Origin of the sequence: Noviherbaspirillum aerium (assembly GCF_008929045.1) — a bacterium.
Lineage (GTDB): Bacteria > Pseudomonadota > Gammaproteobacteria > Burkholderiales > Burkholderiaceae_D > Noviherbaspirillum > Noviherbaspirillum aerium.
This window is the reverse complement of sequence record NZ_VFAH01000023.1, coordinates 16,913-38,035: the sequence shown is the minus strand read 5'-3', so window position 1 is coordinate 38,035 and position 21,123 is coordinate 16,913. Positions and strand designations below refer to the sequence as shown.

The following is a 21,123-nucleotide window of genomic DNA, read 5'->3' as shown; positions in this document are numbered from 1 at the left end:
ACTGATTAGCTTAGCTGCTCAAGGCGAATCTTCGTGACCTGGCCAACTACCGTGGACAAGGCTTCGATCTTCGCGATCGCTGCTTCCACGTTCTTTTCCTGCGTCTGGTGAGTCAGCATGATGATATCGGCGCGGGTATCGCCCTCTTCCGGCTCCTTCTGCAGCATTGCATCGATGGAGATGGTCGAATCGGCGAGAATGCGGGTGATATCGGCCAGCACGCCGGGCTGATCGTCGACCTGCATGCGCAGGTAATAGCTGGTTGTGACTTCCGACATGGGCAGAATCGGCGTGTCGTTCATCGCATTCGGCTGGAAGGCCAGGTGCGGCACGCGATGCTCCGGATCCGCAGTAGCAAGGCGCGTGATGTCGACCAGGTCGGCGATCACCGCAGATGCCGTGGGTTCCGAGCCCGCGCCCTTGCCGTAATAGAGCGTTGCACCGACCGCATCGCCGTGCACCAGTACTGCGTTCATCGCGCCTTCCACATTGGCGATCAGGCGCTTGGCGGGAATCAGGGTCGGATGCACGCGCAGTTCGATACCTTGTGGTGTGCGCTTGGCGATGCCGAGCAGCTTGATGCGGTAGCCGAGCTGCTCGGCATAGCGGATGTCGGTGGCCTGCAGCTTGGTGATGCCTTCTACGTGCGCCTTGTCGAACTGCACCGGGATGCCGAAAGCGATGGCCGACATGATGGTGGCCTTGTGGGCGGCGTCGACGCCTTCGATATCGAAGGTCGGATCCGCTTCCGCATAGCCGAGGCGCTGCGCTTCCTTGAGCACGACATCGAAGTCCAGGCCCTTGTCTCGCATCTCGGACAGGATGAAGTTGGTCGTGCCATTGATGATGCCGGCCAGCCACTGGATGCGGTTGGCCGTCAGGCCTTCGCGCAGCGCCTTGATGATGGGGATGCCGCCGGCGACCGCCGCTTCGAACGCGACCATCACTCCCTTCTCCTGCGCCGCCCTGAAGATTTCATTGCCGTGCGTGGCCAGCAGCGCCTTGTTGGCGGTGACCACATGCTTGCCGTTGGCAATCGCTTTCATGACGAGATCGCGTGCAATGCCGTAGCCGCCGATGAGTTCGATGACGATATCGATATCGGGATTGTTGACCACCAGGTTGGCATCATTGACGACTTCGCATTCGCCATTGGTCAGTTCCTTCGCCCGCTCGGTATTGAGATCCGCCACCATCGTAATCTGAATGCTGCGGCCGGCACGGCGGGTAATTTCCTCCTGATTGCGCTTGAGGACATTGAATGTGCCGGAACCAACGGTACCGATGCCTAACAGACCAACTTTGATGGGTTTCATAGCGTTTGATATTTGATGAATTGCGGGACCGGGAGCCGGCTTGCAACAGCTCCCTGATTACCAGGTTTGAGGCGGCGCAGCGCGTCCGCCTCATTCGATGCCGGCCATGCTGCGAGGATTATCAGGCGCTGGCCGGCGAACATATCCGCTTCAGGCGGTACCGTGGCGGCGGCGATAGCCTTCAAGGAAGCGGGAAATGCGGCCGATCGCTTCCGTCAGGTCGTCGGAGTTCGGCAGGAACACGACACGGAAGTGATCGGGGCTGATCCAGTTGAAGCCGGTGCCCTGGACGATCAGCACCTTCTCCTCCGCCAGCAATTCATAGGCGAATTTCTGATCGTCGTCGATCGGATAGATCTTCGGATCGAGCTTCGGGAACATGTAGAGCGCCGACTTGGGCTTGACGCAGGTAACGCCAGGAATCTCGGTCAGCAGCTTGTGCGCAAGGTCGCGCTGCTTCAGCAGCCGCCCGCCCGGACCGACGAGGTCATTGATGCTCTGGTAGCCGCCGAGCGCCGTCTGGATCGCATACTGGCCGGGCGCGTTGGCGCACAGGCGCATCGACGCCAGCATGTTCAGGCCCTCGATATAGTCCCTGGCCGGTTTCTTTTCGCCCGAGACCACCATCCAGCCGGCACGATAGCCGCAGGAACGGTAATTCTTGGACAGGCCGTTAAGGGTGATGAACAGCACGTCGTCGGCGAGCGAGGCGATCGATGTATGGGTTTCGCCGTCGTAAAGCGTCTTGTCGTAGATTTCATCGGCGAACACGATCAGCTGGTGCTGGCGGGCGACATCGACAATCTGCTGCAGCACTTCCACCGGATACAGGGCACCGGTCGGATTATTGGGATTGATGACGACAATCGCCTTGGTATTGGGCGTGATCTTTTTCTTGATGTCCTCGATGTCGGGCAGCCAGCCGGACTGCTCGTCGCAGACATAGTGCACGGGCTTGCCGCCGGACAGGCTGACCGCCGCGGTCCACAAAGGATAGTCCGGCGCAGGCACCAGCACTTCGTCGCCGCTGTTGAGCAGGGCGTTCATGCCCATGACGATCAGCTCCGATGCACCATTGCCGATGTAGATGTCCTCGATCGTTACGCCGGAAATCTTCTTTTCCTGCGTGTAGTGCATGATGGCCTTGCGCGGCGCGAACATGCCCTTGGAATCGGTATAGCCTGCGGCATTGCCCATGTTGATGATCATGTCATGGACAATCTCGTCCGGCGCGTCGAAGCCGAACACGGCCAGATTGCCGATATTGAGCTTGATGATCTTGTGGCCCTCTTCTTCCATCTGCTTGGCTTTTTCCAAGACAGGGCCACGGATGTCGTAACAGACGTCTGCCAGTTTCCTGGACTTCTGAATCGGTCGCACTCGAGCAATCCCTTGTAGTTAATGCAAGACTTGGGATGCAATGCTGCACCGCCAAAAACGTCCATTTTGCCCAAAGCAACCCGTTTTATCAATGCATACGCACGCCCGACAGCGGCGAAAGGCTACAATGCCCGAAGTTTTTTCACCGCATTGCCGGAAATTTAAGCCGTTTCGCTTGTCTATTGCGCCATGAAACTTCACACCACTCCTACCCAGCATTATCAAACCGTCACACGCTACGACGATGACGCCGTAGAAATCAATGCGGTACGTTTCGATTACAACCTGATCGTTCTGCCCGAAGTGCCTCCGGCGAAATGGGCCGCAGCCTCGTTCGATGCCCTGACCCAGGAAGATTTTGCCCAGATCGATGCCGTGCATCCCGATGTCGTCATTCTCGGCACGGGCAAACGGCAACGCTTCATTCATCCCCGGCTGGTAGCCGCACTGACTTCAAGGCGGATCGGGGTCGAGTGCATGGATAATGCGGCTGCCTGCCGCACATACAATATCCTGATGGGCGAAGGACGCAAGGTAGCACTGGCGCTCATCTTCGAGTAGGAGAAAGTAACGGCGCGAGTTTGGAATGTGCTGTACAAATGATTAGCAGGATCACACCGATATCGGGTTGACAATGCGCGCAAGGCCTCGGCCTTGCTGTGCCTTCCTTTTCTCGGCATGATTTCACCAAGTTTGCCTCCGCTATATTTCGAACGCATGTTGCTAACGTTCACTTTTCCGTTCCCGCGCAAGGCGACTTTGGATCGACTCCATCAGCCGTCGGAAATCGCCTTGAAAATCGTTGTCAATAGGACTTGAAATCTGGAAATACGCCGCCATTTCCGCACTGCACCCCGGGCAGTCATAAGCAGTCATAGGCAGTTATCCCAACAACAGCGATGTGAAACACTTGGCCTGTTCAAACGACCGAGCAATTCCGCCGTGCGTTAGCGTAGCCGCCATTGCAGCGTGTGCAAACCTTTTCAAACCGAATAAAAATTCGCTAACATCCGGGATTGCGTTCCTGCTACCGGCGGCAACGCTGAAGCTCAATCGTCGCCACCAGCGACCACCTACCTGGATCAGGAGACCAACGTGGCTGAAAGCCCATTTGCTTTGAATTCGAACGTACCCGATTTTTCCGCGCCCATGACCGGCGACAAGATCTTTACCTTGTCCGAACACCAGGGAAAGACTGTTGTCGTGTATTTCTATCCCAAAGACAATACGCCGGGCTGCACGACCGAAAGCCTGCATTTCCGTGACCTGTATCCGCAGTTTCAGGCAGCCAATGCCGAAATCTTTGGCATCAGCAGGGACAGCATCCGGTCGCATGAGGGATTCAAGGCCAAGCTCGACCTGCCCTTCGAACTCATCTCCGACCCGGACGAAAAGGTCTGCAACTTGTTCGATGTCATGAAGATGAAAAACATGTACGGTAAACAGGTACGCGGAGTTGAACGTACGACATTTATCATTGACGGCAGCGGGAAGTTGGTGAAAGAATGGCGTGGAGTAAAGGTGCCCGGGCACGTGGACGAAGTCCTCGAGTTTGTGACGGCACTTCCGTAGAGAATACAAAATACATTGAATCTAAAAGCTTTTTTTCTCAGAAGGCCGTTTGTGGAAGAGGCATCCAGCCTCCCCCTCAAACGGCCTTTTCGCTCCGCGGTTTCCTTACCCTTCTCTTCCCACCCCGCAGTACAAGCTTGCAGCAGCTGTTTAACCTCCGACAAGCCGTCAATTCAACATTTTCTAGACTGAGGTCCTGATGCCACTGCCCAAATTACCGACCAAACCAGGAACATTGCTCTCCCCGCAGGAATACCCGAAGGCAGAGAAAGGCAAATCGGTAAAACCTGTGATGACGCTGGTTGAATCGACACCCCAACCGATCGAAGAAATTCCTCAGGCACGTGCCCGGACTACCGAGAAAGCCCCTGCGGCAAAGACCCGCGCCACCAAGCCCAAGGCCGTAGAGGCGCTGATCAAGTCCGGCGCCGGCAAGACGGCGGACAAGCAGGGCGTGACCAAGCTCTTCGTCCTCGATACCAACGTGCTGATGCATGATCCGACTTCGCTGTTCCGCTTCGAGGAACACGATGTCTACCTGCCGATGATGACGCTGGAGGAACTGGACAATCACAAGAAAGGCATGTCGGAGGTCGCGCGCAATGCGCGCCAGGTCTCCCGTTCGCTGGATGCTCTGGTTGCGGGAGTCGCGGAACACGAGATAGAACTGGGCATCCCCCTGTCCAAGCTGGGCAACAAGGATGCCAAGGGCCGCCTGTTCTTCCAGACCACATTGCAGAATGTCGAACTGCCGGAAGGCCTGCCCCAGGGCAAGGCGGACAATCAGATTCTGGGCGTGGTGCGCGCGCTTGAGGCGCAGCATCCCGGACGTCCGGTGGTGCTGGTGTCGAAAGACATCAACATGCGCATCAAGGCGCGCGCGATGGGCCTGCCGGCGGAAGAGTATCTGAACGATCACGTTCTGGAAGATACCGATCTTCTCTATTCGGGCGTGGTGCAGTTGCCGGACGATTTCTGGAACAAGCATGCCAAGGGAATGGAATCATGGCAAGAGAACAAGCATGGCACCGGCTATACCTTCTATCGTGTCACCGGCCCGGTCGTGCCTTCGCTGCTGGTCAACCAGTTCGTCTTCCTGGAACCGAACAATGGCGAGGCGTCGTTCTACGGACAGGTCAGGCAGATCAACGGCAAGACTGCCGTCCTGCAGACCCTGCGTGATTACAGCCATGGCAAGAACAGCGTCTGGGGCGTTACCGCCCGCAACCGCGAGCAAAACTTTGCGCTGAACCTGCTGATGAATCCGGAATGCGATTTCGTGACCTTGCTCGGTCAGGCGGGCACGGGCAAGACCCTGCTCGCGCTGGCGGCGGGCCTCGCCCAAGTCCTGGAGACCAAGCTGTACAACGAGATCATCGTGACCCGCGTTACGGTGCCGGTCGGCGAAGACATCGGCTTCCTGCCGGGAACCGAGGAAGAGAAGATGTCGCCCTGGATGGGCGCGTTCGACGACAACCTCGAAGTGCTGAACAAGTCCGACAATGATGCCGGTGAATGGGGCCGGGCGGCGACGCAGGACCTGATCCGCTCGCGCATCAAGATCAAGTCGCTCAACTTCATGCGCGGCCGGACTTTCGTCAACAAGTTCCTGATCATCGACGAAGCGCAGAATCTGACGCCCAAGCAGATGAAGACGCTCGTCACGCGTGCCGGTCCGGGCACCAAGATCATCTGCCTCGGCAATATCGCGCAGATCGACACGCCTTATCTGACCGAGGGGTCCAGCGGCCTCACCTACGTGGTCGATCGCTTCAAGGGATGGTCGCACAGCGGTCATGTCACGCTGGCGCGCGGCGAACGCTCACGGCTGGCCGATCATGCGAGCGATGTGCTCTAATACCAATCCCAAGCCATTCCGGCATTAACAAAAAAGCCTGCGTCTCGCAGGCTTTTTTGTTTTCACGGAAACGGAAATTACAGAATCTTGGTTCCGATCCACCAGGCGATCGCCGCGACAAAGGCGGATGCCGGAATGGTAAAGACCCAGGCCCATACGATATTGCCCGCGACACCCCAGCGAACCGCCGACATTTTGCGCGAGGAGCCTACGCCGACGATTGCACCGGTGATGGTGTGGGTCGTCGAAACAGGAATGCCAAGCGCGGTAGCGAGGAAAAGCGTGATCGCCCCCCCGGTTTCGGCGCAAAAGCCGCCGACCGGCTTGAGCTTGGTGATTTTCTGGCCCATGGTTTTCACGATGCGCCATCCACCAAACAGGGTGCCAAGGCCAATGGCGCCGTAGCAGCTGAGGACCACCCACATCGGCAGCGCATCACTTGTGGTCGAGTAGCCGGCGGCGATGAGCAGCATCCAGATGATGCCCATGGTTTTCTGGGCATCGTTGCCGCCATGGCCGAGACTGTACATCGAGGCCGATACCAGCTGCATGCGACGGAACCATTTGTCCACGCGCTGCGGAGTTGACCGCACAAAGAGCCATGAGACGAGCACCATCATGATGGAACCGAATACAAACCCGAGCAGCGGCGACAGGACGATGAAGGAAATCGTCTTGATCAGGCCCGAGGAGATCAGGGAGCTTGTGCCCGCCTTGGCGACCGCGGCGCCGACCAGTCCACCGATCAGCGCGTGGGAGGAAGACGAGGGAATACCGTAATACCAGGTCAGCACATTCCAGAAAATCGCTCCGACCAGCGCGCCAAATACGACGTAATGGTCAACCACGGATGGTTCGATCGTGCCCTTGCCGACGGTGGTAGCCACCTTGAGTTGGAAGAAGAAGATGGCAACGACGTTGAAAAAGGCTGCCATTGCGACTGCATGCTGGGGCTTCAGCACACCGGTCGAAACCACGGTGGCAATCGCATTGGCGGCGTCATGGAAGCCATTCATGAAGTCGAACAGCAATGCCAGCGCAATCAGGAAGGCAAGCGTGTAGATACTGATTTGAAGGGTATTCATTGAATTCTTTTATTATTCGGTGACAAGACCTCGCGCCCGCCGGGAGCGCGCAGCGAAGATGCCTTTCGGCGGTGCCGCAGGCACCGCGCCTATGCTGCCATGCGACTTAGGCGTTCTCGACAATGATGCCTTCGATAATATTGGCCACGTCTTCACAGCGGTCGGTCACGGTTTCCAGAATCTCGTAGATTGCCTTCAGCTTGATGAGGTTGCGCACATCCGGCTCGTCGCGGAAAAGCTTGGACATGGCGGCTCGCATCACATGATCGGCGTCGGATTCAAGACGATCGATTTCTTCGCAAATACCGAGTATCTGCGTGGAGTTATCCATGTTGTGCAGCAAGCCGACCGCAGCCTTGACCTTTTCCGTGCAGGCCAGGCACAGCTCGGCGAGGCGCTTGGCTTCCGGTGTGATTGCCTTGATGTCGTACAAGGAAATGGTCTGTCCGGCATCTTCCAGCAGGTCGAGAATATCGTCCATGCGGGTAATCAGCTTGTGGATATCGTCACGGTCCAGCGGCGTGATGAAGGTCTTGTGGAGCAGATCCAGTGTTTGATGCGTCACCTTGTCGGCCTGTTTTTCCACGCTCTCGATCGCATGCACGCGGTTTTCCAGATCATCGAAATTGGTCATCAGCGCCACCATTTCCTTGGCCCCCTTGACGCACAGTTCGCCGTGCTGGATGAAAAGATCAAAGAATTTGCCCTCGTTGGGCATCAAACGTCCAAACATAATCGCACTCTCAAAAGTCGTATCGTTGAATTGGTGTTGGCGATCTTCCCGAGAACACCGCCAGGAATCGTTTATTCGTTGTCGAACACCGCGTTGCCGCCGGTGTAATTGTCAAATTTCGTGTACTCGCCGAGGAAGGTCAGTCGCACGCTGCCGATAGGACCGTTACGCTGCTTGCCGATAATGATTTCGGCTGTGCCCTTGTCCGGGGAATCGGGGTTGTAGACCTGGTCGCGGTAGATGAAAAGAATGACGTCGGCATCCTGTTCAATAGCGCCTGATTCGCGCAGGTCGGACATCACGGGACGCTTGTTCGGACGCTGCTCGAGCGAGCGGTTCAACTGGGACAGCGCAATGACGGGGCAATTGAGTTCCTTGGCCAATCCCTTGAGATTTCGGGAAATCTCGGAAATCTCGGTCGCACGGTTTTCGCCGGGAGAGCTGGCCGACATCAGTTGCAGGTAGTCGATGATGATCAAGCCGAGCCTGCCGCACTGGCGTGCGAGCCGGCGCGAACGCGCACGCAGCTCGATGGAACTCAGCGCGGGCGTTTCATCAATGTAGATCTGCACTTCATTCATTTTCTGGATGGCATGCGTCAGGCGCGGCCAGTCCTCGTCGTTCAGCCGTCCGGTACGCAGACGGTGCTGATCCAGACGCCCTACCGAACCCAGCATACGCATGGCCAGCTGGGCGCCGCCCATTTCCATGGAAAACACCGCCACCGGCAAGCCGCTGTCGATTGCGACATTTTCACCGATATTGATGGAAAAGGCGGTTTTACCCATCGATGGACGTCCGGCGACAATGATCAGGTCGCCCGGCTGCAATCCCGATGTCATGCGGTCGAGATCGACAAATCCAGTCGGCACGCCGGTGATGTCGTTCTGGTTGTCGCGGTTGTACAGTTCGTCAATCCGCTCGACGACCTGGGTCAGCAGCGGCTGAATTTCAAGAAAACCCTGGGCGCCGCGCGCGCCCTCTTCCGCGATGGCGAAGATCTTGGATTCGGCTTCATCAAGCAACTGCTTGACCTCCTTGCCCTGCGGATTGAAGGCTTGGCCGGAAATTTCATCCGACACCGTGATCAGCTTGCGCAGCACGCCGCGATCACGAACGATTTCGGCATATCGGCGGATGTTGGCCGCCGACGGGGTGTTCTGCGCCAGCGCGTTGAGGTAGGTCAGCCCGCCGACCTCTTCCGCCTTGCCGCTGTTGCTCAGCGCTTCATACACGGTAATCACGTCCGCCGGACGCGAGCCGTTGATCAGTTTGACGATATGCTGAAAGATGACGCGGTGATCATACCGATAGAAATCGTCTTCACTGACAAAGTCCGCGATACGATCCCAGGCAGCATTGTCGAGCAAGAGGCCGCCGAGGACGGACTGTTCTGCTTCGATGGAATGAGGGGGAATGCGGAGCGCATCCAGCTGTGGGTCAGTGCGGGTATTCATGGCGCGCATTATACCTTCTCGTCCATTACGGAAATGCGGGTGACCCTGGAATTTCAGTTCTGTGACACAAAATTGTTGCTTGCTGCAAATCCGTCATTACCTGAAACTGTCTTGATGTCACGTGCGCAGCAATTATGCGTTATATCGGTGGCAAGGCCCATTGAAGGATGGCGATGGCATGGCCTAGCCATGTCGCGTCGTTACGCCTTGTTCCAGTGGCAATCCGCCTCAGCCTAGGCCAATCAGGGCGAAATCGCCTGGCAAAGCGGAGTTACTGAAGATATTTGACGGCACCAATAAAAAAGCCAGCTTGCGCTGGCTTTTTAGACACGGGATAGCGGTAAAGCTTAGACCTGCTGTTCGCCCACAACCGAAACAGAGATCTCTACAACCACGTCAGTGTGCAGTGCAACCGAAATCGGATGCTCGCCCACGACTTTCAGCGGACCCTGCGGCATGCGGATCTGCGCCTTTTCAACCGGGAAGCCCTGCTTGGTGACCGCAGCTGCGATATCGGCATTTGTCACCGAACCGAACAGACGGCCATCAACGCCGGCTTTCTGGGAGATTTGAACCGTTGCGCCATTGAGCTTTTCGCCCTGCGCCTGAGCAGCGGCGAGTTTCTCGGCTGCGGCCTTCTCGAGATCGGCACGCTTGGCTTCGAACTCGGCAATCGCTGTCGATGTGGCACGGCGCGCCTTGCGCTGCGGGATCAGGAAGTTACGTGCGTAACCGTCCTTGACCTTTACAACTTCACCGAGGTCGCCAAGATTAACGACTTTTTCCAACAGAATAATTTGCATTTCTTTCTCCTATACCAAGTCGTTAATTAAGCGTTATGCAGATCGGTGTACGGCAGCAATGCCAGATAACGTGCACGCTTGATTGCAGTGTCGACCTGACGCTGATAATGCGCCTTGGTACCAGTCAGACGCGCCGGCATGATCTTGCCGTTTTCCTGAACGAAATCCTTCAGGGTGTCGACGTCCTTGTAATCCACTTGCTCAACGCCAGCGGCGGTGAAGCGGCAGAATTTCTTGCGCTTGAACAGCGGGTTCTGCTGCTGGCGCTTTTGCTTGAGTTTGCTCTTGTCGAATTTTTTACCGAATGCCATTTTTGGCTCCTGTACTGTATCTAGTGATCTGGTGAATAGGTCTCGAAGTCCGTCACATGGAAAACAAGACTCTTGCTGTTGCGGTTCTTGCGCGCGAGGAATCCGGTGAACGCAAGCATGACGCCCAATTCAGCCCGATTGAACCGGCCCGAAATTTCTCCGGCCGCGACAGCGAAAATCTCGAATTCAATCTGGCGAGGGATACCTGCCTCAATCTGCTCCGACACGTGCATCAGCTTGGCTGAAACGATCGGCAGGCCTGCCGGGGTATAACGCAGCACATCGCGTTCGGCGATCGAGGCAATCAGACGAAACTGGTTCACACTCCTCTGCTAACGCAATTACGCAGCAGCTGCCTCGGAACGCTGGCTCTTGGCAGCATCTTCCTTCTGCACGGCCTTCATCATCGGCGACGGGGACGTCTCGGCCTTCTTCATCTTGACGGTCAGATGGCGCAGAACGGCGTCGTTGAACTTGAAGCTGGTTTCGATTTCGGCCAGTGTCTCGCCATCGCACTCGATGTTCATGCAGACGTAATGTGCCTTGGCCAGTTTCTCGATCATGTAAGCCATCTGGCGGCGGCCCCAGTCTTCAACGCGGTGCACCTTGCCGTTGCGGGCAGTCACGATACCTTTGTAGCGCTCGATCATTGCGGGCACTTGCTCGCTCTGATCCGGATGGACGATAAAAACGATTTCATAATGACGCATGTAATCTCCTTGTGGACGGATTAAACAATCGCCCACCCCGGCGTCAAGACGGGTGTGGGAAGAGGAAAAGCCCGCTATGATAACCTATTACAGACCAAAGCTCAATACTTTCAGACACTTATCGCAAACAAGCTGATTTCCAGCCACCAAACCATAAAAGCCGCTTGCAAACGGACAAAAGCTGTATAAAAATACAGGCTGTCTATATCAACAGCGCTCTTCTCTCGCGAGATGCGTCCATTTCCCTGGACCATAACCATGCTCAAACTCACAGCACGTCAGGAGCAAATCCTGAACCTTATCAGGGAAGCAATCGAAAATACCGGCTTCCCTCCTACCCGCGCGGAAATCGCCAGTGAACTCGGCTTCAAGTCGGCCAACGCCGCAGAAGAGCATTTGCAGGCGCTCGCCCGCAAAGGCGCCATCGAAATTTCACCAGGCACATCCCGCGGCATCCGTCTGCTCGACATGAACGGCAAGGGGAGCGTCCGCTTTGGCGGCCACCAATTGTCCTTGCTCCACCCATCCCTGATGCAACTGAACCTGCCGCTGATTGGGCGCGTCGCCGCCGGCTCGCCGATTCTTGCCAATGAGCATGTCGAAGCCAACTACCGTGTCGATCCCTCTCTGTTTTCAGCAAAACCCGACTATCTGCTCAAGGTCAGGGGGCTGTCCATGCGTGACATAGGCATTCTCGATGGCGACTTGCTTGCGGTAAAGAGATCGGATACAGCGAAAAACGGCCAGATCGTCGTGGCACGCCTGGGTGATGAGGTAACTGTCAAACGTTACAAGAAAACCGGTGCATTGATCGAGCTTCTGCCCGAAAATCCGGACTTTGAACCGATACGTGTTGACTCAGGCGACGAGAGCTTCGCCCTTGAAGGCTTGGCGGTTGGCTTGCTGCGTTCCTGGCACTGACTGGGCAAGCGACAAGGCGTCAAGACGAAGGGAAACGCATTCGGCGTTTCCCTTCGTCTTGACGCCTTGTCTTTTCACCGCCTTGTCTTTGCCAGTATTTGCCGGGCAATTCCTCGCAGGATGTTAACTTCTTCGGTTTCAAGCTGAGTCCGTGAGAACAATCGCCGCAGCCTCGGCATGAGCTTCTTCGGATTACCCGGATCCAGGAAATCCACTGCCACCAAGGCTTCTTCAAGATGGGCATACATGCCATCTATCTGAGCGACACTCGCCGCCTCCCCTTGAAATCCGATGACAGAGGCGCCAATTCCGTCGCCATCCTGTGCCAATCTTGCCTCATAAGCCAATATCTGCACGGCTTGCGCAAGGTTCAGTGAAGAATAAACAGGATTGGCCGGGATATTAATCAGTACGTTGCATCGCTCGATAATGTCATTCGGCAGACCATAACGTTCACTGCCGAAGATCAGCGCCGCATTCAACAGAGGATCGGCAGCTAGGCTTGCCGCAAGCGATCTCGGTGTCGCAACCGGCGGAGAAAACTCCCGCAGGCGCGCGGTCAGTGCAGCGGCGAAGTTGCATCCGTTCATGGCTTCCTCGAAGGAGCCGACAACGCGCGCCTTCTCCAGTACATCCTGTGCCCCGCTGGCAAAGGCAAGTGCTTCTTCCTGGGTAGTCGCATCGGAGAACCTCGGATTCACAAGCACCAATTCGGAGAATCCCATTGTTTTCATCGCACGCGCGACGGCGCCGATATTGCCGGGATGGCTAGTTTCGACAAGCACGAAACGAAGGCGAGAAAAAAGAGAAGTATTGGTTTGTGGCTGGTTCATTTAAAATAGCGGGATTGCGCGGCACAAAGCCATAGTCATGTCTCCGATGCCGCATTGCTCATTAATCTTATTGATGCGGGTCCGAACGCGGTAGCGACGGAGCCGCAATTTTAACGGAACCCCTATGCATCCCATGCTCAATACGGCGGTCAAGGCCGCCCGTCGCGCCGCCTCGATTATCAATCGCGCAACTTTCGATCTCGATCGGATCAAGGTCACGGAGAAGAGACACAACGACTTCGTAACCGAAGTGGACCAGGCTGCCGAGCAGGCGATCATTGAAGTTCTGAAAACAGCATATCCCGATCACGCGATTCTTGCCGAAGAATCCGGTGCATCAACCAATCTCCACGACGAAAACGAGAATGTCTGGATCATCGATCCTCTCGACGGCACGACCAATTTCATTCACGGCTTCCCGCAGTACTGCGTCTCCATCGCCCTGCAGCAACGCGGACAGATTACCCAAGCCGTCATCTACGATCCGACCAGGAACGATTTGTTTACCGCGACCAAGGGTGCCGGCGCCTACCTGAACGAGAAACGCATTCGCGTCGCCCGCCGCGACAAGATGGCCGACGCCCTGATCGGCACCGGCTTCCCTTTCCGAGACATGGCAGGCCTGGATGAGTATCTGCAGATGTTCAAGGTCATGACTGAAAAATGCGCGGGACTGCGCCGCCCCGGCGCCGCAGCGCTGGACTTGGCCTATGTCGCGGCGGGACGCCTTGACGGCTTCTTCGAAAAGGGCCTCCAGACCTGGGACATGGCCGCCGGTTCGCTGCTGGTCACTGAAGCCGGCGGCATCGTCGGCAATTTCTCGGGCGATTCCGACTATCTGTACAAGGGCAATGTCATCGCAGGCAGCCCGAAGGTGTTTGCACAAATGGTGAATCTGCTGTCGCCATTCGCGAAATAAATAAGTCTTCCTCCCAAATGTGAACGGGCCGGGCATGCCGTATCCGGCGCTGAAGGCGGACTGGAACAATCCAGTCTATCCGCCTGCAAGGCTCGACACATTTCCATCGATTGCCTGTCATCGGGCTCCTTCCCGATGAGACGCATTATTTTGTGAGCTTCAATGTCTTTTTCCGAACTTGGCCTAGCCAATGAAATCGTCCGCGCCGTTACCGAACAAGGCTATAGCGCTCCGACACCGATTCAGGCCCAGGCCATCCCCGCCGTGCTGTGCGGCGGCGATCTGCTGGCTGGCGCACAGACCGGCACCGGCAAGACGGCCGGCTTTACGCTGCCGCTGCTGCAACGTCTGTCCTCGACTCCTCCGCGCATCAAGGGCGCAAGGCCGGTACGCGCCCTTGTCCTCACACCGACGCGGGAACTCGCCGCCCAGGTCGAAGACAGCGTGCGTACGTATGGCAAATACCTCAAGCTGAAATCGGCGGTGATCTTCGGCGGCGTCAATATCAATCCGCAGATCAAGCTGCTGTCCGACGGCGTCGACATTCTGGTCGCCACGCCGGGACGCTTGCTGGATCACTTGCAGCAAGGCACGATCAATCTTTCGCACGTCGAAATTCTGGTCCTTGACGAAGCGGACCGGATGCTCGACATGGGCTTCATTCGCGACATCCGCCGCATCCTGGCAATCCTGCCGAAGCAGCGCCAGAACCTGCTGTTCTCGGCGACCTTTTCGGACGAGATCAAGGCATTGGCTGACAGCCTTTTGAATTCTCCGGCCATGATCGAAGTGGCCCGGCGCAATTCAACGGTGGAAGTCATCAACCAGAAAATCCATCCGGTGGACCGCAACCGCAAGCATCCGATGCTGGCGCATTTGATCAAGTCCCAGAGCTGGACGCAGGTGCTGGTGTTTACGCGCACCAAGCATGGCGCGAACAAGCTTGTCGAACAACTCGGCAAGGACGGTATAACAGCGATGGCGATCCATGGCAACAAGAGCCAGTCGGCCCGTACGCGCGCGCTGAGCGAATTCAAGGAGGGAAGCCTGCAAGTGCTGGTCGCCACCGATATCGCGGCCCGCGGCATCGATATCGATCAGTTGCCGCATGTCGTCAACTATGACCTGCCGAATGTGCCGGAAGACTATGTGCATCGAATCGGCCGCACCGGCCGGGCCGGCGCAACCGGCGAGGCGGTGTCGCTGGTGTGCGTGGATGAGCATGACATGCTCAAGGGCATCGAAAAGCTGATCAAGCGCACACTGCCGCAAGAAGTCATCCCCGGTTTCGAACCTGACCCGACCGCGCGCCCGCAACCGATTCAGCTGCGCAGCAATACGCCACCGAGCCGCAACGGCAGGCGCCAGGGCAGTCCCGCGGGCAAGCAGGAACGCCAGCATTCATCACCGCAACCTGCCGCACCGAAAGTGCAACACAAGAGCCAGGCCAAGGCTGGACCATTGCCGGTAACAACCTCGTCAGCGAAACGTCCCGCCGGAAAACCGCCGGCAGCAAAAACGCCGGCGCCGCATCGCAACGCCGGCAGGGGACGCTGAGCCGCGGCGGGTCGTGCCTTCCTCGCAAACGGGAATGCCTGACCGCAATCCATGTTTGCTTCTGACTCCTGACAGAATGCCTGGATTGCAGGTCCTTTGATTCAAGCCCGCTCCCGGCATTAAAATGGCGGACTATTGTTAGCCTGAAAAGAAAGACTGGAATGGCTTTTGTTTCTGCTTCCGCCGCAGACACCGGATCACCCGCCCGTACCAACGACATGCTTGAAAAGCACACGCCGATGATGCAGCAGTACCTGCGCATCAAGTCTGAATATCCGGACACGCTCGTGTTCTACCGCATGGGCGATTTCTACGAGCTGTTTTTCGACGATGCGGAAAGATCCGCACGCATGCTGGGCATCACTCTCACCCAGCGCGGATCGTCCAACGGCAACCCCGTCAAGATGGCCGGCGTACCATTCCATTCAATGGAACAGTACCTCGCCAAGCTGATCAAGCTCGGCGAGTCGGTTGCGATCTGCGAGCAGATCGGAGATCCAGCAACCAGCAAGGGCCCGGTGGAGCGGAAGGTCGTGCGCGTCATCACCCCGGGCACGCTGACCGATTCGGATCTTCTGCCGGAAAAATCCGAGCGGCCGCTGTTGGCGTTTTGCATGCAGACCCAGCGCAAGACGGTCACCGTCGGCCTGGCATGGCTGTCGATGGCCAGCGGCGCACTGAAGCTGATGGAGTTTGCAGGGGATGCGCGGTCTTTCGAAGCAAGACTCAAGCAGGAACTGGAGCGCATTGCGCCCGCCGAAATCCTGGTTGGCGATGACACGGGTTCGATGCATCTTCCGTCGGGCGCGGGCAAGTCCACTACCGTCCCGCAATGGCATTTCGATGCGGAGAGCGGGAAGAAAGCCTTGCTGGAACAGTTGGGCGTCACCACGCTCACCGGCTTCGGCGCCGAGAATCTGGGGGCAGCCATTGGTGCGGCGGGCGCGCTCCTGCGCTATGCGCAGTCCACGCAGGGCAAGGGCCTGCAGCATGTTCGCACGCTTGCGGTCGAAGCCGAGAACGAGTACATCGGGCTCGATGCCGCTACCCGCAGGAATCTGGAACTCACGGAAACCCTTCGCGGCCAGGATGACACCTCCTCGCCTACCCTCTTCTCCTTGCTGGATCACTGCCGCACCGCAATGGGCTCGCGGATGCTGCGCCACTGGCTGCATCACGCCCGGCGAGACCAGGACACCGCACGATCGCGGCATGCCGCCATCAATGCATTGATGCGTGCCGATGCTTCGTCCGGCCTTTCTGCGACACTGGCAGCGGTGCCGGATATCGAGCGCATCACGACACGGGTTGCCCTCTTCACTGCCCGCCCGCGCGATCTGGCGGGCTTGCGCAGCGGCCTGCAGCAGCTGCCTTCGCTTCGCGCCTATGTGGCCATGTGCAATCGGGATTCGGATGCGCCCCTGCTGAAAGAGATTCATGAAGCGCTCGCCACGCCGGCGGAATGTCTTGAATCGCTGGAGCGCGGCATTGCCCTCGAACCCGCTGCCCTGGTACGCGATGGCGGCGTCATTGCGCGCGGCTACGACAGCGAGCTGGATGAACTACGCGCACTTTCCGAAAACGCCGGTCAGTTCCTGGTGGATCTGGAGACGCGCGAGCGGGCACGCACAGGCATTGCCAACCTGCGTGTCGAATACAACAAGGTGCATGGCTTCTACATTGAAGTCACTCACGGCCAAACCGATAAAGTCCCGGACGATTACCGCCGCCGACAGACGTTGAAAAACGCGGAACGCTACATCACGCCGGAATTGAAGGCATTCGAGGACAAAGCCTTATCCGCCCAGGAACGCGCGCTGGGGCGCGAGAAATTTCTTTACGAGCAGCTGCTTGCCGGCCTGACGCCGTTCATCGGGACGCTGCAATCGATTGCCCGCGCACTTGCCCAACTCGACACGCTGGTGGCGCTGGCCGATCACGCCATGCGCAATAACTGGTGCGCACCGCAGCTTGTTTCCGAGCCGCGCATTTTCATCGAGCAGGGAAGGCACCCCGTCGTCGAAAACCAGATCGAGCGCTTCATCGCCAACGACTGCGAACTCGGCAGCGATCGCAAGCTGCTCCTGATCACCGGTCCCAACATGGGCGGCAAATCCACCTACATGCGGCAGGTCGCGCTGATCACCCTGCTCGCCTATGTCGGCAGTTTCGTCCCCGCGACGCAGGCAGTCATCGGCCCCATCGACCGTATCTTCACGCGCATCGGGGCCGCCGATGATCTCGCAGGCGGCCGGTCAACCTTCATGGTGGAGATGACGGAATCGGCGGCGATCCTGAACAATGCGACAGAACACTCGCTGGTACTGATGGATGAAGTGGGCCGGGGCACATCGACATTCGACGGCCTTGCGCTGGCCTGGGCCATCGCGCGCCACCTGATTGAGGCCAGTCGCAGCTTCACCCTGTTTGCCACGCACTACTTCGAGCTGACCCAACTGCCTGACAGCTATCCGAGCGCCGCCAATGTGCACCTGTCGGCGGTGGAGCACAAGGACAGCATCGTTTTCCTTCATGCGGTACAGGCAGGTCCGGCGTCGCAGAGCTATGGCCTACAGGTGGCGCAGCTTGCCGGCGTCCCGCAATCGGTCATCAAGGCTGCGCGCAAACACCTGGCGGCATTGGAGGCGCACTCCATTCAGCCAACGCCGCAGTTCGATCTTTTTGCCCAGGGCATGACAACGCCGGAGGAGCCTGAAGAAGAGCCCCGGCAATCGGCAGCGGCCGATGCGCTGATGGCTGAGCTTGCCGCCACCGATCCCGATGCCATGTCGCCGCGTGAAGCGCTTGACGCCCTCTACCGATTGAAGAATCTGGCCGAAGGCAAATGAGCGGGCGGACAATGCATTACCTTCTGCTTTGTCTGCTGCTCGGCAGCGGCGCATCGGCGACGGCACAGGATCAGGATCAGGACTTCAGCTTCGGCGTTATCTCGAATGTCGTCAGGAGTGCCGGTGACGAGTCCGCATTGCGTGATGTCATCGAAATGACCGATGCCGACAGCCTGGCGTTTGTGGTTGCCAGCGGCATCAAGGCGCCGAGTGAACCATGCACGGATGCGGTGTACAAGCGCAGGAAGGCCCTGCTTGAAGAATCGAAGAACGGCTTGATTGTGTCCCTGGCGGCGAGCGACTGGGCCGAATGCCGCAATGGCAGCGGGAAGTCGACGGCCATCAGCAAGCTGAACTTCCTGCGCGAACTGTTCTTTACGGATGAATTTTCCGCAGGCGATACGAAGATTCCACTTGTACGGCAATCGACGATTGCCAAGTTTCGGGATTTTTCCGAGAACACCCGGTGGGAAGTCCGCAATACCATGTTCGCCACCCTGAACCTGCCTCGCAACAACAATCATTATGTGCTTGATGCCGGACGCAACAGCGAATTCGAGGACCGGCTTGTAGCGAACCGGGATTGGCTTAACCGGATATTCAACTATGCGACACGCCGCCGTCTTGAAAATATCGTATTGTTCAGTGACGGCAATCCGCTGCCGCCTCCCGCATCACAAACCATCAAGCGTGATGGTTATGCAGAAACCCGCAAACTCATTCAAAGCCTGTCGGGAAAGTTTGCAGGCAGGGTACTGCTGATCCATAGTCAGTCATCCGGCCCGGCAGCGGGTTCGATTCGCTGGCAGAACAATCTTGGCGAGCTGAGCGCAAGTCCGGGCTGGATAAAGCTTACCGTGAGTCAGTCCAACAGCAACGTTTTCACCGTACACGAGGCGTCGCCAAAGCCGCTAGGCGTCTCATCCGCAGAAACGCGCTGAGGCGACGCATTCGACGAGTGCATGGTGCTGCGGGCGTTGATCGTCCGGCAAATTCCATTCGATGAATCGCCGGACCGGACAAAAGGAAATATCGGGATGAATACGGGCCGCTTCAGTGAAGCGGATGACTGCGGAAATGATCCCCTTCGTCGCCCTCGAAGTCGTCATTGTCGTGTCCTTGCCCGTGACCATGCGGCCCGTGAACATGACCATGCGAGACTTCCTCTGCGGTCGCGGCACGCACCTCCGTAACACGCAAGGCAAAACGGAGCGCAATGCCGGCCAATGGATGATTTCCATCCAACACCACCTTGTCCTCGGCGATATCGGTAACGGTGAAGATCAGCGAATCCTCGCCACCGCCAGCACTGTCGGGGGAGCCTTCGAATTGCATGCCGACCTCAACCGGTTCCGGCAAGCGGTTGCGCGGTTCGATCTTGATCAGATTGGGATCGTAATCGCCGAAGGCATCTTCCGGCTCGACCTGTATGGTTGTTTCATAACCGGGATCCTTGCCATCGAGAGCCTCTTCAATCTTGGGAAGCGTATTTTCGTAGCCGCCGTGCAGATACACCATCGGCTCCTGGCTCTCTTCAATCAGATTGCCTTGCGCATCTGAAAGTGTGTAGTGCACTGTCACTACCGTATCCTTGGCAATCTTCATGACGCTTCCTTTCATTGAAATAATGTGGCGGATTATAACCGCCGGTTAGCAATTGCCATGCCTATATAATACAAACATGAAAACCCATAGCATCCTCGGTGGCATGACACCGCAAAAATTCCTGCGTGATTACTGGCACAAGAAGCCGCTCCTGATACGCCAGGCGATTCCCGGATTTCAACCGATTCTTTCACGCGATGATCTTTGCGCGCTTGCCGCCAAAGATGATGTGGAATCACGCCTGATCACCCACTTCAAGGGAAAATGGCAAATGCAAAGCGGTCCTGCGCAAGCGCTTCCCTCATTTGACCAGAAGGGATGGACCATGCTGGTACAGGGCGTTAATCTGCATGACGATGCCGCGGACGCCCTGCTGCAGCAATTCCGTTTCATTCCAGATGCCAGACTCGACGATCTGATGATCAGCTATGCGACCGATGGCGGCGGCGTCGGTCCTCACTTCGATTCATATGATGTCTTTTTGTTGCAGGCTCATGGCCGGCGGCGCTGGAGCATCAGTGCGCAACAGGATTTGAGCCTGCAGGAAGGCATGCCGCTCAAGATCCTGAAGAATTTTCAGACGGAAGAAGAGTATGTGCTTGAGCCTGGCGACATGCTGTATCTGCCGCCGCATTACGCACATGATGGCATTGCCGAGGGCGAATGCATGACGTATTCGATCGGCTTCCGCGCACCGTCATACCAGGAGCTTGGCGAAGCATTCCTGCAATTCATGGCCGACACGATTGACTTGCCCGGCCGCTATGCCGACCCTGAACTTGCGGTATCGCGGCGTCCGGCGGAAATTGGCAATGCCATGCTTGAACAGGTTGCCTTTGAACTCGACAAAGTCCGTTTTACAAGTGAAGACGTCGCGGTATTTCTTGGCGAATACCTTTCAGAGCCAAAACCGAATGTGTTCTTCGACAGGTCGGCCAGGCCCTTGAACCTGACGCGTTTTATCGCGAGCGCACAGAAGAGAGGCATCAAGCTCTCACGCAAAACAAGAATGCTCTACAAGGGCAAGCATATCTTTATCAATGGTGAATCCTTCACCGCAAATGCGTCTGACCGCAAGCTGCTTGCCGCTCTGGCGGATGACCGTGGACTCGAAGGCGCCCAACTGACAACCGCCTCCGAAGACATGAAAGAGGCGCTGCATCTCTGGTACACCGATGGCTGGCTCGTACTGGGAAGATGATCCGACTTGGCCT

The 21,123-nt window shown here is 57.3% G+C and carries 20 protein-coding genes; 9 read left to right on the top strand and 11 right to left on the bottom strand.

Features of this window, described 5'->3' with window-relative positions; translation table 11 throughout:
* Positions 1-5: 5 nt before the first annotated feature.
* Entirely contained in the window at positions 6-1,316 is a 1,311-nt protein-coding gene (locus FH061_RS23905) for a homoserine dehydrogenase (RefSeq protein ID WP_151638346.1), read from the bottom strand.
* Between the two features lie 150 nt (positions 1,317-1,466).
* The gene (locus tag FH061_RS23900) at positions 1,467-2,696 is read right to left on the bottom strand and encodes a pyridoxal phosphate-dependent aminotransferase (RefSeq protein ID WP_151638345.1); all 1,230 of its coding nucleotides are present in this window, start codon (positions 2,694-2,696) and stop codon (positions 1,467-1,469) included.
* 189 nt (positions 2,697-2,885) lie between these two features.
* Here FH061_RS23900 and FH061_RS23895 point away from each other — a divergent pair, with 189 nt between their 5' ends.
* The 3 genes from FH061_RS23895 (at position 2,886) to FH061_RS23885 (ending at position 6,126) form a co-directional block, all read left to right on the top strand.
* Positions 2,886-3,257, top strand: coding sequence for an Mth938-like domain-containing protein (locus FH061_RS23895; RefSeq protein ID WP_151638344.1), 372 nt, complete (start codon positions 2,886-2,888; stop codon positions 3,255-3,257).
* A gap of 534 nt (positions 3,258-3,791) precedes the next feature.
* Positions 3,792-4,268 (top strand): peroxiredoxin, encoded by a 477-nt coding sequence (locus FH061_RS23890; protein ID WP_264158751.1) that lies wholly within the window; start codon positions 3,792-3,794, stop codon positions 4,266-4,268.
* Between the two features lie 199 nt (positions 4,269-4,467).
* Positions 4,468-6,126 carry a PhoH family protein gene (locus tag FH061_RS23885; RefSeq protein ID WP_192805225.1) on the top strand — a complete coding sequence of 553 codons (1,659 nt, stop codon included), beginning with the start codon at positions 4,468-4,470 and terminating at the stop codon, positions 6,124-6,126.
* A 77-nt stretch (positions 6,127-6,203) separates the two neighbouring features.
* On the opposite strand, the gene FH061_RS23880 is transcribed toward FH061_RS23885, so the two are convergent.
* The 7 genes from FH061_RS23880 to rpsF form a co-directional block, all read right to left on the bottom strand.
* The gene (locus FH061_RS23880) at positions 6,204-7,211 is read right to left on the bottom strand and encodes an inorganic phosphate transporter (protein ID WP_151638343.1); all 1,008 of its coding nucleotides are present in this window, start codon (positions 7,209-7,211) and stop codon (positions 6,204-6,206) included.
* Positions 7,212-7,317: 106 nt separating this feature from the next.
* On the bottom strand, positions 7,318-7,944 hold the full coding sequence (locus FH061_RS23875) for a DUF47 domain-containing protein (protein ID WP_151638342.1): 627 nt from the start codon (positions 7,942-7,944) through the stop codon (positions 7,318-7,320).
* Positions 7,945-8,015: 71 nt separating this feature from the next.
* Positions 8,016-9,401, bottom strand: a complete 1,386-nt coding sequence (locus FH061_RS23870) for a replicative DNA helicase (protein ID WP_151638341.1) — start codon at positions 9,399-9,401, stop codon at positions 8,016-8,018.
* A 347-nt stretch (positions 9,402-9,748) separates the two neighbouring features.
* Positions 9,749-10,204, bottom strand: a complete 456-nt coding sequence (gene rplI / locus FH061_RS23865) for a 50S ribosomal protein L9 (protein WP_151638340.1) — start codon at positions 10,202-10,204, stop codon at positions 9,749-9,751.
* Between the two features lie 26 nt (positions 10,205-10,230).
* The gene (gene rpsR, locus FH061_RS23860; protein ID WP_007882558.1) at positions 10,231-10,515 is read right to left on the bottom strand and encodes a 30S ribosomal protein S18; all 285 of its coding nucleotides are present in this window, start codon (positions 10,513-10,515) and stop codon (positions 10,231-10,233) included.
* A gap of 20 nt (positions 10,516-10,535) precedes the next feature.
* The gene (priB, locus tag FH061_RS23855; RefSeq protein ID WP_151638339.1) at positions 10,536-10,838 is read right to left on the bottom strand and encodes a primosomal replication protein N; all 303 of its coding nucleotides are present in this window, start codon (positions 10,836-10,838) and stop codon (positions 10,536-10,538) included.
* Between the two features lie 18 nt (positions 10,839-10,856).
* Positions 10,857-11,225: a 30S ribosomal protein S6 gene (gene rpsF, locus FH061_RS23850; protein ID WP_151638338.1), complete on the bottom strand. Its 369-nt coding sequence runs from the start codon at positions 11,223-11,225 to the stop codon at positions 10,857-10,859.
* A 258-nt stretch (positions 11,226-11,483) separates the two neighbouring features.
* Here rpsF and lexA point away from each other — a divergent pair, with 258 nt between their 5' ends.
* On the top strand, positions 11,484-12,146 hold the full coding sequence (gene lexA / locus FH061_RS23845; RefSeq protein WP_151638337.1) for a transcriptional repressor LexA: 663 nt from the start codon (positions 11,484-11,486) through the stop codon (positions 12,144-12,146).
* 74 nt (positions 12,147-12,220) lie between these two features.
* On the opposite strand, the gene FH061_RS23840 is transcribed toward lexA, so the two are convergent.
* Entirely contained in the window at positions 12,221-12,979 is a 759-nt protein-coding gene (locus FH061_RS23840; RefSeq protein ID WP_151638336.1) for an RNA methyltransferase, read from the bottom strand.
* A 124-nt stretch (positions 12,980-13,103) separates the two neighbouring features.
* Between FH061_RS23840 and FH061_RS23835 the strand changes: the two genes are divergently transcribed.
* The 4 genes from FH061_RS23835 (at position 13,104) to FH061_RS23820 (ending at position 19,245) form a co-directional block, all read left to right on the top strand.
* Positions 13,104-13,898: an inositol monophosphatase family protein gene (locus FH061_RS23835; RefSeq protein WP_151638335.1), complete on the top strand. Its 795-nt coding sequence runs from the start codon at positions 13,104-13,106 to the stop codon at positions 13,896-13,898.
* Positions 13,899-14,060: 162 nt separating this feature from the next.
* Positions 14,061-15,455, top strand: coding sequence for a DEAD/DEAH box helicase (locus FH061_RS23830; protein WP_151638334.1), 1,395 nt, complete (start codon positions 14,061-14,063; stop codon positions 15,453-15,455).
* A gap of 161 nt (positions 15,456-15,616) precedes the next feature.
* Positions 15,617-18,304, top strand: coding sequence for a DNA mismatch repair protein MutS (mutS, locus tag FH061_RS23825; RefSeq protein WP_404822502.1), 2,688 nt, complete (start codon positions 15,617-15,619; stop codon positions 18,302-18,304).
* A gap of 11 nt (positions 18,305-18,315) precedes the next feature.
* Positions 18,316-19,245: a hypothetical protein gene (locus FH061_RS23820; RefSeq protein WP_151638333.1), complete on the top strand. Its 930-nt coding sequence runs from the start codon at positions 18,316-18,318 to the stop codon at positions 19,243-19,245.
* Between the two features lie 112 nt (positions 19,246-19,357).
* On the opposite strand, the gene FH061_RS23815 is transcribed toward FH061_RS23820, so the two are convergent.
* Positions 19,358-19,909 carry an FKBP-type peptidyl-prolyl cis-trans isomerase gene (locus FH061_RS23815; protein WP_151638332.1) on the bottom strand — a complete coding sequence of 184 codons (552 nt, stop codon included), beginning with the start codon at positions 19,907-19,909 and terminating at the stop codon, positions 19,358-19,360.
* A 76-nt stretch (positions 19,910-19,985) separates the two neighbouring features.
* Here FH061_RS23815 and FH061_RS23810 point away from each other — a divergent pair, with 76 nt between their 5' ends.
* Entirely contained in the window at positions 19,986-21,110 is a 1,125-nt protein-coding gene (locus FH061_RS23810; protein WP_151638331.1) for a cupin domain-containing protein, read from the top strand.
* Positions 21,111-21,123: the final 13 nt, after the last annotated feature.

Coding starts and splice junctions, on each gene's coding strand:
- FH061_RS23870 (WP_151638341.1), bottom strand. CDS start 9,401: ATGAATACCCGCACTGACCCACAGCTGGATGCGCTCCGCATTCCCCCT.
- FH061_RS23880 (WP_151638343.1), bottom strand. CDS start 7,211: ATGAATACCCTTCAAATCAGTATCTACACGCTTGCCTTCCTGATTGCG.
- FH061_RS23875 (WP_151638342.1), bottom strand. CDS start 7,944: ATGTTTGGACGTTTGATGCCCAACGAGGGCAAATTCTTTGATCTTTTC.
- FH061_RS23895 (WP_151638344.1), top strand. CDS start 2,886: ATGAAACTTCACACCACTCCTACCCAGCATTATCAAACCGTCACACGC.
- FH061_RS23830 (WP_151638334.1), top strand. CDS start 14,061: ATGTCTTTTTCCGAACTTGGCCTAGCCAATGAAATCGTCCGCGCCGTT.
- FH061_RS23905 (WP_151638346.1), bottom strand. CDS start 1,316: ATGAAACCCATCAAAGTTGGTCTGTTAGGCATCGGTACCGTTGGTTCC.
- FH061_RS23820 (WP_151638333.1), top strand. CDS start 18,316: ATGCATTACCTTCTGCTTTGTCTGCTGCTCGGCAGCGGCGCATCGGCG.
- FH061_RS23885 (WP_192805225.1), top strand. CDS start 4,468: ATGCCACTGCCCAAATTACCGACCAAACCAGGAACATTGCTCTCCCCG.
- FH061_RS23840 (WP_151638336.1), bottom strand. CDS start 12,979: ATGAACCAGCCACAAACCAATACTTCTCTTTTTTCTCGCCTTCGTTTC.
- rpsR (WP_007882558.1), bottom strand. CDS start 10,515: ATGGCATTCGGTAAAAAATTCGACAAGAGCAAACTCAAGCAAAAGCGC.
- lexA (WP_151638337.1), top strand. CDS start 11,484: ATGCTCAAACTCACAGCACGTCAGGAGCAAATCCTGAACCTTATCAGG.
- rplI (WP_151638340.1), bottom strand. CDS start 10,204: ATGCAAATTATTCTGTTGGAAAAAGTCGTTAATCTTGGCGACCTCGGT.
- mutS (WP_404822502.1), top strand. CDS start 15,617: ATGGCTTTTGTTTCTGCTTCCGCCGCAGACACCGGATCACCCGCCCGT.
- FH061_RS23835 (WP_151638335.1), top strand. CDS start 13,104: ATGCATCCCATGCTCAATACGGCGGTCAAGGCCGCCCGTCGCGCCGCC.
- FH061_RS23810 (WP_151638331.1), top strand. CDS start 19,986: ATGAAAACCCATAGCATCCTCGGTGGCATGACACCGCAAAAATTCCTG.
- rpsF (WP_151638338.1), bottom strand. CDS start 11,225: ATGCGTCATTATGAAATCGTTTTTATCGTCCATCCGGATCAGAGCGAG.
- FH061_RS23815 (WP_151638332.1), bottom strand. CDS start 19,909: ATGAAGATTGCCAAGGATACGGTAGTGACAGTGCACTACACACTTTCA.